Annotated in this window: 8 protein-coding genes; 3 read left to right on the top strand and 5 right to left on the bottom strand. The window is 41.8% G+C overall.

Annotated features, from left to right (window positions below):
- Nucleotides 1-19: 19 nt before the first annotated feature.
- The 3 genes from NQ505_RS05150 to NQ505_RS05140 are packed head-to-tail and all read right to left on the bottom strand — an operon-like array spanning nucleotide 20 to nucleotide 4,234.
- Nucleotides 20-3,265, bottom strand: a complete 3,246-nt coding sequence (locus NQ505_RS05150; protein WP_004324119.1) for a SusC/RagA family TonB-linked outer membrane protein — start codon at nucleotides 3,263-3,265, stop codon at nucleotides 20-22.
- A 55-nt stretch (nucleotides 3,266-3,320) separates the two neighbouring features.
- Complete coding sequence (locus NQ505_RS05145; protein WP_004324120.1) at nucleotides 3,321-3,761, bottom strand: hypothetical protein; 441 nt, start codon at nucleotides 3,759-3,761, stop codon at nucleotides 3,321-3,323.
- Between the two features lie 32 nt (nucleotides 3,762-3,793).
- On the bottom strand, nucleotides 3,794-4,234 hold the full coding sequence (locus NQ505_RS05140; protein WP_004324123.1) for a hypothetical protein: 441 nt from the start codon (nucleotides 4,232-4,234) through the stop codon (nucleotides 3,794-3,796).
- A gap of 236 nt (nucleotides 4,235-4,470) precedes the next feature.
- On the opposite strand from NQ505_RS05140, the gene NQ505_RS05135 reads away from it, so the two are divergent.
- Nucleotides 4,471-8,463 carry a hybrid sensor histidine kinase/response regulator transcription factor gene (locus NQ505_RS05135; protein ID WP_004324125.1) on the top strand — a complete coding sequence of 1,331 codons (3,993 nt, stop codon included), beginning with the start codon at nucleotides 4,471-4,473 and terminating at the stop codon, nucleotides 8,461-8,463.
- On the opposite strand, the gene NQ505_RS05130 is transcribed toward NQ505_RS05135, so the two are convergent.
- Nucleotides 8,460-9,356 carry a DMT family transporter gene (locus NQ505_RS05130; RefSeq protein WP_004324126.1) on the bottom strand — a complete coding sequence of 299 codons (897 nt, stop codon included), beginning with the start codon at nucleotides 9,354-9,356 and terminating at the stop codon, nucleotides 8,460-8,462. The genes NQ505_RS05135 and NQ505_RS05130 overlap by 4 nt on opposite strands.
- Nucleotides 9,357-9,486: 130 nt before the next feature.
- On the opposite strand from NQ505_RS05130, the gene NQ505_RS05125 reads away from it, so the two are divergent.
- Together NQ505_RS05125 and NQ505_RS05120 are read left to right on the top strand one after the other, a co-directional pair.
- Entirely contained in the window at nucleotides 9,487-11,238 is a 1,752-nt protein-coding gene (locus NQ505_RS05125; RefSeq protein ID WP_004324127.1) for an AAA family ATPase, read from the top strand.
- Between the two features lie 58 nt (nucleotides 11,239-11,296).
- Nucleotides 11,297-12,214 carry a HEPN domain-containing protein gene (locus NQ505_RS05120; protein WP_008646918.1) on the top strand — a complete coding sequence of 306 codons (918 nt, stop codon included), beginning with the start codon at nucleotides 11,297-11,299 and terminating at the stop codon, nucleotides 12,212-12,214.
- 101 nt (nucleotides 12,215-12,315) lie between these two features.
- Here the strand turns inward: NQ505_RS05120 and NQ505_RS05115 are convergent, their stop codons facing one another.
- Entirely contained in the window at nucleotides 12,316-13,545 is a 1,230-nt protein-coding gene (locus tag NQ505_RS05115) for an IS4 family transposase (RefSeq protein WP_008997892.1), read from the bottom strand.
- Nucleotides 13,546-13,721 lie beyond the last annotated feature (176 nt).

Raw genomic sequence — 13,721 nt, 5'->3', positions numbered from 1 at the left:
CTATATCTTAATGGTCAGTTTAAAAATCGACTTTTAGTCCTAATGAGAATGTACGGCTGCTCGGATAAGAATATATATCCACACCACGCCGGGAAGTATCAGAACCGAAGGCGTTTACTTCAGGGTCAAACCAACTATATCCGGTAATGGTAAACAAGTTGGTAGCATTTCCATAAATATTGATAGAACTGATACCTTTAAACTTAGGTCTCCATGTATAACCGATACTAAGATTCTTCAACTTCAAATAAGAGCCGTCTTCCACGTAGCGATTTGAAATTAACATAGTCCGTTCATAACTATTCACCGCTTTAGGCCATTTGGCAGAAGCCCTATTTGCTTCTGTCCAACGAGTATTATAAGCATCTACAGGAATATTAGCCGTATTGCCCATCTTTACTTCCATCAGGTTACCATTAAAAATATCATTTCCCTGGCTTCCTTGCAGGAAAAAACTCAAAGTGAAATTCTTCCACCGGAAATTATTGGTTATACCATATACATAGTCAGGGTTCGTATCACCAATCACTACCCTGTCTGCATTCGTTATGGCAGGGTCATCGTCAAAATTCCGGTACTTTATTTCTCCTATCATACTCTTTCCTTTCGCACGGACACTTGGATCCGGGGAAGCCATGACTTCAGCCAGATTATTATAGAAACCATCTTCTACGTACCCGAAAATTGTTCCGATAGGATAGCCGTTACGCTGCAAGAATACATCATCCGCTTTATACCATAGTCTTGCGGAAAACTGGTCAGAATCAAGTCCGCCAACTTTATTTTTATTGAAAGATATATTGGCGTCGATGTCCCACTTCAAAGGAGTATTCCGCAATACATAGAATTTCCCGGAAATCTCCAGCCCTTCATTCGTCACATATCCCCTGTTCACCATCATACTTGAGAAACCGGTGCTGGAAGGTATTTTCACCTCCTGCAGCAAGTCGCGTGTTTTCTTATAATAATAATCCACAGTCAGGTTGACGCGATTATTAAAGAAGCCTATATCCAATCCGGCATTATACTGGGCAGTTGTCTCCCAATGCAAATCTTCCGCTACGGGACCACGCCATTCCACTTCTGCGAAACCGCTGCTGATAGCACCACCACTAAAAGGATAATTAGCAGGATTCAACATGGGCAAAGTCCGGTAACTTCCAATCCCCTGATTACCCGTCTCACCATAGCTGAGACGCAACTTCAAATTACTGAAAATATTCAGATTCTTAATAAATTTCTCTTCCGACAAACGCCATGCTACAGCTCCCGAAAGGAAGTTTGCCCATTTATTGTTTTCCGTGAATTTGCTGGAACCGTCAACACGATAAGATGCCGTAAAGATGTATTTATCCATCAACGTATAATTGATACGCCCCAAAAATGAAGCCAATGACGAATCCGTACGGTCGCTCTTCAATTTGCCGGGAAGTGTACCTAGGCTCATATCATATTCCTGAGTCAAATCACTGGGGAATCCCGTAGCCGACATCGATTTACTTCCATAGTCCCTCTTCTCGACAGTAAAACCGCCCACGGCATTAACGGAGTGGATTTTCTTGAATGTCTTATCGAAAGTAAACAATGACTCGGCAGTAATTCCCATACTCCAGTTGGTAGACTGTCCTGCCTTACCGTTTATATTATTAGCTTCGGAACCTTCTGATGTCCTGCGACCATAATACGTGCCGCGTTCCCTGTTTGTATAATTAATACCCAAGTTCTGACGGAATTTCAAGAACGGGAACAGCTTTATTTCCAAATAAGAAGAAGTAAATACATTATTGGACTTCAGGTTATCCTTTGCCGAGTTAATATAAGCATAAGGGTTGGATGCCAGCCAGCTCAATTCGTCCGAGTTCAGTGTCTCATCGTCACTCGGGTCATAAGTAGTCGGAAACACGAGCGCGGAACGGATAACTCCATAATCATTAGAGTTCGTCCGGGAAAAGTCGGTGTCCGTATGAGAAAAGCTGATATTCACTCCCATATCAAGCCAACTCTTAATCTTGCGCCCCATATTGGCACGAATCGAATAACGTGTAAAACCAGATTCCTTGATAATACCCTGTTGTTTCAGATAGTTGCCCGAGAACGAGTGCCAGCTACCGTTTCTGGAGCCACCGGACACACTGATATTATATTCTTGCGAGAAACCGTCCTGATAAATCAAATCCTGCCAATCGGCCACACCGACTTTCGTTGCATTGCCGTACTCATCCGTGTAAATGCCCGGATTCAGAAAATCTTCCGGTGCAGGATTGTACTTACCTTGAGACTTGTCGGAATTGCTATACGACCACTTTCCCGGATAAGGCAAAGAAGTGTATGCTTTTCCATGATACTTATAACTATTCTCTACTTGCTCATTCCTGTATAGCGCATATTGATAAGCATCCAATACATCTACGCGGTTAGCAATCCGGGAAAAAGAGAAATTAGCAGTAAACCTCACCTTATCCGCCCCCGGTTCTCCACGCCTGGTCGTAATCAATACAACACCGTTCGCACCACGTGAACCATAGATAGCCGTAGCCGACGCATCCTTCAAGACTTCAATTGACTGTATATCATGCGGATTGATAAATGCCAGAGGATTGGACTCATTATTTCCGGAATTGGCATCGCTGCTTGGTGTCCCCCCCGCGTCATAAGGTACGCCATCTACAATATACAAAGGCTGTGAATCCGTAGAAAAAGAGTTCGTACCACGAATCTGTATACTGATACCACCACCGGGAGCACCGTCACTTTGATTCACTACCACACCAGCTATTTTTCCCGCAAGTCCCTGGCTCAAATCCGCCGGATTTCCCCTCATCAAGTCATCCCCTTTGATTTGTGACACAGCGCCGGATAAGTCCCTCTTTTTCATCGTACCATAACCCACTACCACGACCTCATCCAATAATTCCGCGTCATCCGACAGCTCCACCTTTATTTGGGACTGCCCACTTTTCAAAGTTATTTCTTTCGATTTATAGCCGACAAAAGTAACGGACAATACAGCCTTTTCCGGCACACCGTTCAACGTAAACCGACCGTCTACATCGGTTATCGTACCTTTGGACGTACCTTTCACCACTACATTGGCGCCAATGACCGCCTCACCATTCTTATCGACAACCGTACCCTTAATTGTCCTACTCTGCTGTACAGCTTCATACTCCTCCGGTGCGATAGCCCGTACGTTCACTATTCCTCCGAATAACAACGCCAGACAAGCCCCTGTTATCAACATATTCTTATGAAAATTCTTTTTCATATATATCAAATTAAATGTTAACCTTTAAAATTTGCCATTTCTTTTCACACCGCAACTATTTTTTCTCCTTGAGATTCAAGGATTTCAGTTTGACTACTCCCGCTTTTGTTGCACTGATACCCAAACCGTCAACAGAATTTTTATATGCCGGTTCCAGTTCAAGAACAGCTTTCTTTTTTCCTGCAGGAACCTTAACCTTGGATTTAATTTTCTGATCTTTATCATCTTTAGCGGAATAAGTTGCCATAAACATGACATCCATAGGCAAAGCCTCCTCAAACTCAATCACAATACAATCATATGCCGAGCAATCCAGGCGGGACAGCCACCATCCGCCTCCCTGCCAATTTTTAGTAAAAGTAATGGTTGCTGTTTCCGCATCAAACTGTGCTTCCCCCCAAGATTTAAACTTTTTGGTTTCCACATTGTAATCTTTCGCCCACACTGATGATACAGTTAAAAGCAAAAGTACGGCAATTAATAAATTTTTCTTCATAATACATCGTTTTATTAAGATTAATAAAAAAGTTATCGTTTCATTTCTTCCAAAACCAGAGATTTCACACAAACCGTACCCGGTTTCGAACCACTGATACCCAGACCGTCTATGGATTTCTTATAAGTAATATCCAACATAATCGCCGCCTCTTTTTTTCCGGCAGGAATTGTAACCTTAGATTTGAGTTTCTCATTTCTTTCATCCTTCGCCGAATAGATGACTATGAACACGACATCCATGGGCAAAACCTCCCGAAACTCAATCCGTGCGGATTCATATTCCGAACAATCCTGCGCCAACCACCAGCCACCACCCTGCCACTTCTGTGTCCATGTTATTTTCATGCCTTCCATGTCAAATTGTGTATTTCCCCAGGGCTGAAAGTCTTTTGTCAATACATTAAAGTCCTTTCCGCATACGGAAGATGCTATCATAAAAGAAGTTGCAGCTATTAATAGTTTTCGTTTCATATCCTGTTATTTAATTCCGGTTTCCTATTTTGATACCTGTATCCATAGTTTATTTCGATAGCAAATATAGAGAGAGGGCAGCCCTCCCTCTTTCTCCAAATGAGTTTCAGGCTGTCCTTTTTGTATCTTGATACATTTGCGCTACTATCCTGATACATTTCGGAATATCAGAAACGACCGGAAAGGGATTTCCGATTCCTAATTTTCATATCTTTGCAAAAAACGAATCAATCCATATGAAAAAACATCTCTTATCTGCATTGTTTTGTCTATTTGTCCTAACGTTGCAAGCTAGCGAAAGACTTAATTTCCGTACCTTTGATGTAAAATCCGGTATAGCTGACAACTATGTGCAATCTATCCTGTGCGACAGATACGGTTTTATGTGGTTCTCCACTCTCAACGGGTTAAGCAGATATGACGGCTATCAATTCAAGACATACACCACCACACAACTGGGAGCCTACAACAACGACATTGAATTTACAGCGGAAGACGCTTCGGGCACAATCTGGATAAAAACTCCCAAATCTTACTATTTCTATAATCGCGAGAAGGATGAAATTGATGATCACATAACTCCTATACTGGAACAATTCGGAATATATGGAACTCCAGACAACTTATATATAGATAAAGACCTGAATTTATGGTGCACAGTCAATTCCACCCTCTATTATTATGTATTCAGGCAAAAAGAACTTTATACTTTATCTCTTCCTCAAAATTGCCAGGTGCTGCAAATCGACTGTTACCAGTCAAACGCTTATGTACTATTGTCGGACAGCTATATTTATCACATCGACTGGAGAGCGCAAAGCCTTTGCAAAGAAGTGCAGATTGTCCTGCCTCTCGGATGGAAACAACGAATGTACATAGACACCTTTTCCAGGCTTTGGCTTTATGTCCCCCATACCAAAGGAGTATGTTGTTATGACCCTAATGCCAAAGAATGGTTTTCTTTTCCCGGAGAAAAAGAAATTACCAACGAACTTATCACAGCCGTTATAGACGATGGAAAAGGGAATATATGGATTGGTACGGACAACAAGGGCATTTACATTAGTTATCATCAGGACGGAAAAGGATATGAGAGACTTAGCAAAGAAGTGGACAATCCATTTTCATTGCCCAACAATCATATCTGTTGTTTTTATAAAGACCATTCGGACATAATGTGGGTAGGTACAAGCAAATTGGGAGCCACCTTCACAAGTCTGCACAATGTCACATTTGAAACCTGCCGGTTGCCCCAGCAAGAAGATGTAAGTTGCCTTGTGGAAGACAAAGACGGAAATCTATGGCTGGGATTTGACGGGGAAGGACTGGCTTACTATGACAGGAAAAAAAACAACTATACTTTCATTTCGAAAAAACAGGATGCTATCCCTTCCGATATAATTGTATGTTCATATAAGGATTCAAAAGGACGGCTTTGGTTCGGCAGCTACGGCAACGGGGCGTTCTATGAGCAAAATGGAAAATTCAGCAAAGTGGCAACTACATATGAACAAAAATATTCTATCGATTATGTCCGCTGCATCACAGAAGACAAATATGGGAACATTTGGTTGGGAACCATCATGAACGGAATCTACTGTCTGGATAATACCGGAAATATAACGCCTTATACTATGGAAAAAACCGGAATGCTCACCAACAGTATCACCACATTCTCGTGTGCGGACGGAATCAATCTCTATATAGGAACCAGTAGCGGACTGTATTGCATGAACACTGAAACCAAAGAAATATCGCTCCTGGAAAACAACAATTCAGCTTCAAATTTATTTGAAGAAGTACACATCAACTGTATTTATCAGGATACAAGGGGGCTTTTATGGATTGGCACCCGGAAAGGTATGGATGTATATAACAAAAATACAAAAGAACGAATTCATTTGTCTACCAAAAACGGATTGTCTCATGATTATATACGGGCAATCACTGAAGATAAAGAAAAAAACATATGGGTTACTACCGACCATGGCGTGACAAACATCATAGCGACCAACTCACCGGAACCTTCGTCCAAATTTCTCTGTTATCCTTATTTTGAGGAAGACGGAATAGGAAATATGGCTTTTAACAATCATTCCATTACTTGTACTCAACAAGGTGAAATCCTGATGGGGGGCTCTGGGGGCTATCTGCGTATCAATCCACGTTTCATAAACTACCGTCATGAAAGCCATCCGGTTATATATACCAGTCTTTACCTCGCCAACCAGCGCATGGAAGTAGGCAGCAAAAACAGTAGCGGACGTATATTACTAAACAAAAATATCCAATTGCTGAATGAAATAACGATGGACTATTCCGACAGTAACTTTGCATTAGAGGTTTCTTCCATGGACTACAACTCCTTGCATAAATTACAATATGCTTATCGTCTGAACAAGGACGAAGAGTGGGTTAAACTGGAAGGAAACCGGATTTACTTTAATAAGCTTTCTCCCGGAACCTATCAATTGGAAGTAAAAGTATACGAGAATAATAACAGTTATAAGAACAGTAAAGCCAGTTGCCTTACGATACATGTCTTACCTCCTTTTTGGTTGTCCGTTCCGGCATATATAGGCTATACCCTACTTCTAGCAGGTGTTATCATTTTCTTCTTCCTGAAAATGAAACGTAAGCACATCCGCAACCTTAGCCAGCAAAAGCGTGAGATGGAGATAATCCAGCAACATGAGATGGATGAAGCCAAAATGCGCTTTTTCACGAATGTCAGTCATGATTTACGCACTCCTTTATCGTTGATAATCATTCCTTTAGAAAAATTGTTGTCTTCTAATCTGGAGAAAGGAGTAAAAGAAGAGCTGGAACTGATACACCGAAATTCGGAAACTCTTTTAAATGAAGTAAACCAATTGCTCGATTTCCGGAAATTAGACCAACAGAAAACGCAGTTAATGCTTTCCCACGGTAATCTTTCGGACTTCGTAAAAGAAGTATGCGGTTCCTTTATCCCACAAGCCGTCAAAAAAGGCATAAACATCCGTCTACACATAAACGAAACGAAAATGGATATGGATTTTGACCGTAACAAGATACAGCGTATCCTGCTTAACCTTTTATCCAATGCTGTAAAATACAATTACGAGAATGGAGAAGTCATCGTTGCACTGGACAAGATAACAGCCAATGGAACAGAGAACGCACAAATACAGGTTGCCGATACCGGTATCGGCATTAAAGATGAAAATAAAGATAAAATATTCGACCGTTTTTTTCAAGAACAACATTCTACCACTACCTATATAGGAAACGGTATCGGTCTACATATTGTGAAAGAGTATGTCACTATGCATCACGGGACAATCACGGTGGAAAACCATATTCCTCAAGGGACGATATTTACCATCACTCTTCCTGTCACCCACAATTATGCAGTCAATGATGAAAAACAAGACGAGGCTGAAATCCGGGAAAAAGCAGTTGATGAGGTGTCCGACACAACAGATACTCATAAAACTTCCCTATTAATAGTTGAAGACAATGACGATTTTCGTAACTTTCTTATCAACTGCCTTAAAGGCACTTATCAAGTATTTGACGCACCCAATGGAAAAGAGGCATTGGAAATACTTGCCCATCAATCCATACAGATTGTCATCAGCGATGTTATGATGCCCGAAATGGATGGAATGGAACTATGTCGTAAAATAAAGACAGACATCCGTTATTCTCATATCCCTGTAATTCTACTAACGGCACGCACAGCCGACGAACATGAATTAAGCGGATTAAAAGAAGGAGCGGACGATTACATTACTAAGCCATTCAATTTGGAAATACTTCTTCTGCGTATTCAAAAGATACTAAAATGGACGAAAAACAACCACGAGAAGTTCAAAACCATTGACATATCTCCGAGTGAAATAACCGTAAGTTCCCTGGACGAACAACTCATAGAAAAAGCGATCCGTGCAGTTGAAGAAAATATGGATAATTCCGAATTTTCTGTTGAAGAACTAAGTTCTTATGTAGGGATGAGCCGCGGACATCTTTATAAGAAACTAATAATGATTACCGGCAAATCTCCTCTTGAGTTTATACGAATACTACGTGTCAAACGCGGAAAACAACTGTTGGAGCAAAGTCAGCTGAATGTTTCCCAAATAGCTTATCAAATAGGACTTTCTCCCAAGCAGTTTGCAAAATATTTCAAGGAAGAGTTCGGATATGTGCCTTCCGAATACATAAAAAATAACAATACAAACTAAATACAAGTTTTACTCTTCCACTTTTTCTCTGCCTGATAGACTCCAAAAATAATGCAACCTGCTCCCAATAATGTAATCCATGTGATTTGTTCGTGAAGAATGATTATGGATGCCACCATTGTTACCAACGGATTGAGATAGATATAATTGGAGGCTCTAACGGTTCCCAACTGTTTCAATACCACATTCCAAAGGACATAACAAACCAAGGATGCCAGGACGGCCAGAAATAAGAGATTGGATAATACAACCGGTTTTAAAAGTACATCGAAATCAGGTTGTAACGGATGAAGAAGAAAGGCGGGAAGTATGGTTAATACTCCATAAAAGAATATTTTGCGGGTGATAAATACTGTGGGGTAACGCCCTGTCATTTTCTTTATCACCAAACTATAAAATGCCCACGACAGGGCGGCAAGTAAAGTGAGCAAATCCCCTACCGGAGATAATTTGAGTACAAAACTACCGTTGAAGACCACCAGTCCCACCCCGATTAAAGCTAATATGGAGCCATAAATCAAACCTTTGGTGGCTTTTTCACTCTTATAAAAGAGGAGGGAAAGAATGGTAGTAAGCAGGGGAGCTGTGCAAATGATGAAAGCGACATTGGATGCTTGTGTGATCCCCAAAGCTGTATTCTCTGTAAAGAAATAGAGTGAACCACCGAAGAAACCTCCTGCCATCAACCAAAGTTCGTCTTTCCAATTACCCGCAAACAGACGTTTGGGAGAAATCACCCAAATACCCAGATAAGCAATGAGAAAACGATAGAAGAATATCTCCTGTGGGGTCAGTCCGTGATTAATCAATACTTTGGTTGATATGAAAGTCAATCCCCAGATAGCAACTACAAGTATCGCAATCAGATGGTAATATCCATGCTTCAATTCCATAATGGTGGTGATGTTTGTTTAATAGAGTGCAAAGATAGCGAGAAGTTATGGAATGTTTGTTTGGAGAAGTAACAAAAAGCCCGTACCTTTGTTTATGTTCAAAGAAAGCTCCTAAAATAAGGTATAAGTTATGGAAAAATATATAGCACCGGACAGAAAACGTATCCCATACGGCATGATGAACTTTGCAGTAATCCGCCGCGACGACTGTTATTATGTGGACAAAACCCGGTTTATACCCATGATAGAAGAAGCGGACAAGTTTTTCTTCTTTATTCGTCCGCGCCGTTTCGGCAAAAGCCTCACTGTAAATATGTTGCAGCACTATTATGATATACTTGCCAAGGATAAGTTCGAAGCGCTGTTTGGCGACCTTTACATCGGAAAGCACCCTACGCGCGACCGGAACAGCTATCTGGTACTATACCTCAACTTCTCCGGAATAGTAGGCGAACTGCACAACTATCGCAAGGGGCTGGACGCGCATTGCCAAACAATGTTCGACTATTTCTGTGACATTTACGCCGACTATCTCCCCAAAGGCATCAAGGAAGAACTCGACAAAAAAGAAGGAGCTGTCGAACAATTTGAATACCTGTTCACAGAATGTAATAAGACCAACCAACGTATTTACCTCTTTATCGACGAATACGACCATTTCACCAATGCTATCCTCTCGGATATAGAAAGCCTGCACCGCTATACGGACGAAACACATGGCGAAGGTTATCTGCGCGCTTTTTTCAATAAAATCAAAGCCGGAACCTATTCCAGCATCGAGCGTTGTTTCATCACCGGCGTAAGCCCCGTGACAATGGACGACCTCACAAGTGGTTTCAATATCGGAACCAACTACTCGCTCACACCGGAATTCAACGAGATGATAGGTTTCACGGAAGAAGAAGTGCGCCAAATGCTCACTTATTATTCCACCACCAGTCCATTCAACCACAGTGTGGACGAATTGATAGAAATAATGAAACCTTGGTATGACAACTACTGCTTTGCGGAAGAATGTTATGGTGAAACCACTATGTACAACTCTAATATGGTACTCTACTTCGTCAAGAATTATATTCAACGAGGCAAAGCCCCCCGGGATATGGTAGAAGACAATATCCGTATCGACTACGAAAAATTACGTATGCTCATCCGGAAGGACAAAGAGTTTGCCCATGATGCCTCCATCATACAGACATTGGTGAGCGAAGGCTACGTCACCGGAGAACTGAAAAAAGGTTTTCCTGCTGTCAATATCACCAACCCCGACAACTTTGTGAGCCTGCTCTACTATTTCGGTATGCTCACCATTAGCGGCACGTATAAAGGAAAGACCAAACTCACCATCCCTAATCAGGTAGTCCGCGAACAAATCTACACTTATCTGCTAAGTACCTATAACGAAGCCGAACTCAATTTCAGTAGTTACGAAAAAAACGAACTTGCCAGTGCTCTTGCCTACGATGGCGACTGGAAAGCCTATTTCGGTTATATTGCCGACTGCCTGAAACGCTACACTTCCCAGCGAGACAAGCAGAAAGGTGAATTTTTTGTCCACGGCTTTACGCTTGCCATGACGGCACAAAACCGTTTCTACCGTCCCATTTCCGAACAGGACACACAGGCAGGTTATGTCGATATTTTCCTCTGTCCGCTACTGGATATCTATTCAGACATGAAGCACAGCTACATTGTGGAACTGAAGTATGCCAAGTATAAAGATCCCGAAAACCGCGTGGAAGAACTGCGACAGGAAGCTATTGACCAAGCCAATCGCTATGCTGACACTGATACGGTGAAGAGAGCAGTCGGCACTACACAGCTTCATAAGATTGTGGTGGTGTACAAAGGAATGGATATGCCGATATGCGAAGAGGTTTAATACAAAAAAGGCACTCGCATTACAAGCGCATTATGCAAAAAACAGATAGGCTAACAATATGAAAAGATCAATAAAACGTTTGCCCAAACGCACGCAAGAAGAGTTGGCGGTGTTGCAAGAGCTGATATTGTCGAATCTTACGAATGTGCGTATGATTATCTTGTATGGAAGTTATGCGCGGGGAAAATATGTCATCTGGGATGAAACATACGACGAACGTGGAGTAACTACTTACTACCAAAGTGATTTGGATATTCTGGTGATATGTGATACGAGAGACGCAAATAAAGCAGAGAGGCATGCGCGCGAGGTGATCGTTCCTAAATATGATACAAGAATGGAAGGAAAGCGGCATCCGGCACCGCCTAATATTATTGTAGAAACTCCAGTGACCATTAATAGAGCTATAAGAAGAAAGCATTATTTCTTTTATGAAATTATAAAAGACGGAATTCTATTGTATGACAATGGTACGTTTCAGATTGGTAAACCTGAGAAGTTGCCGTATCGGGAGATTAAGCAATATGCAGAGGAAGAATATGAAGAATGTTTCTACATGGGAGAATGTTTTCTAGATTCGGGGCATACTGCTTACGAAAAAGGTAATTTTAAATATGGCTCTTTCTTATTACATCAAGCCTGCGAACGTTACTACAAAACGTTTACTCTTGTGTATAGCGGTATTCGCCCTAAATCTCATGAATTGAAAGTACTGGGAGCGATGGTCAGAAGTTGTTCACGAGGATTTGCTAATGTGTTTCCGACCAATACTCCCGAAGAAAATAAAGCGTTTGATAAATTATGCAGGGCATATATCGAAGCGCGATACAACCGGCTGTTCACCGTTAACAAAGAGGAATACGAGTATATGCTGGCACGAACAGAGGTGCTGCGCGAAGTGACTATCCGGGAATGTGCTGCACGCATGACGTATTACGACGAGATGATAGAAAAAGAAGAGAAAGACAAGATATAACCATATATTGCTGTCCGATAAAACTTAGCAAAGGTATAATATGCATAGCTCGGCTACTGATTTTCAGTGGTCGAGTTTCTTTTTAGGCTAACGCAAGGCCCTTAATCGAAAAGTGATGTCTGATGAGGTGACTCGGATGCGGCTTCCAGGATGCTTTCCCAGTCTCTTTCGGGATGATTGAATAGGCTGTAAAAGTCCACATAGTACATCAAGGTTATCCTGACCATTGTTGCCAGTCCCGAGAAGCTCCATGATCGAGTCAGCCCTTTCTGCATGACCATTAGTAATAGGTTGGCGATCAAGGTCACCCATATTTGTATCTTAATGGCATTTGCACTTTCGCCATAAAAGTATTTCAGTGGGAAGTTTTGCTTCATCTGCTTGAACAGCAGCTCGATTTCCCATCGTTTGTGGTAAATGGCGATTATTTCAGAAGGGTCTGACTCTCTGTCGTTGGTAAGCAGGGATATGAGCTTGTGCTTCTCTTCATCGGCATACGTTATTACACATGCCTGGTGATTGATAGTTTCTCCATTCTTAAGCTGTTTGGTGAAAGTCACCTGCTGTATACGTACCTCCATAAGCCCCTTAGGAGTTTGATACATAGTATCACTCAAGACACTGTATTTCAATCCCTTCTTCATCTTGGTTACATAAATAACTCCTCTTTGGGTCATTTGCTCAAACTTCTGGTAGTCTATATAGGCACGGTCCATAGCCATTATGTCACCTTTGTTCAAGGTTGAAGGCTTTAGCATGAATGAGTCGTTGGTAGCCGCAGAGGTGAACCTAATGTCGGAAGGTACACCTTCGTTAGCATGAATGACGGTGTGAACTTTTATGCCACCTTTCTTCTTTCCGGTCTTGGGATGCCGCCCTACGCCTTTGAAAAGCAGGTTGGAGAATAAGGTGATGGTGGTGGAATCTATGATCTGCAGCCGTTTCATCCATTTGGGCTCTTTGTGACTTCGGCTGTCCGAAGAAAGGTGATTACGGTAAGTGGCGTACAAATCCCGGTATATGGACTCAAACACGGATTCCGGACGTCTCTTGTTGGCATCCGCCAAAGTGCTCCGGGATGTCATCACCGAGATACCCAGGTGACATAATTTGCGTGCCTCTGCCTGTAAAGAGGCTGTTATCTCACGCAAGGAGTCGAAACGCATGATTACAGCATAGAGCATCACAACCAGATGCGTCCACCCGTCAAAACGCTTCACATACCGTTCTCCGCCGTTCGAACGACTGTGATTTAGAACTTTTGACTTATCAAGCAATTTTATTACCTGACAATAGAGCGGCTGTCCGCTAAAATGTGTACTTTTACCCATGGTTATTTAAACTTGTGTCGTAACAGCTAAAGTAACCATTTAGGGCTGACTCCTGCAAATGGAATCAGCCCTAATTTTTAATCAGAAATAAGTTTTACCGGACAGCAATAATAACCATATATTGTAAAAATGAAGAATTACCCTCATCACAGCTATTTGTAATGAGAGTAATCACG

The organism is Bacteroides sp. D2 (genome assembly GCF_025147085.1).
Taxonomy (GTDB): domain Bacteria; phylum Bacteroidota; class Bacteroidia; order Bacteroidales; family Bacteroidaceae; genus Bacteroides.
Note: the sequence above shows the minus strand (reverse complement) of the source record. Positions and strands in the feature narration are given on the sequence as shown.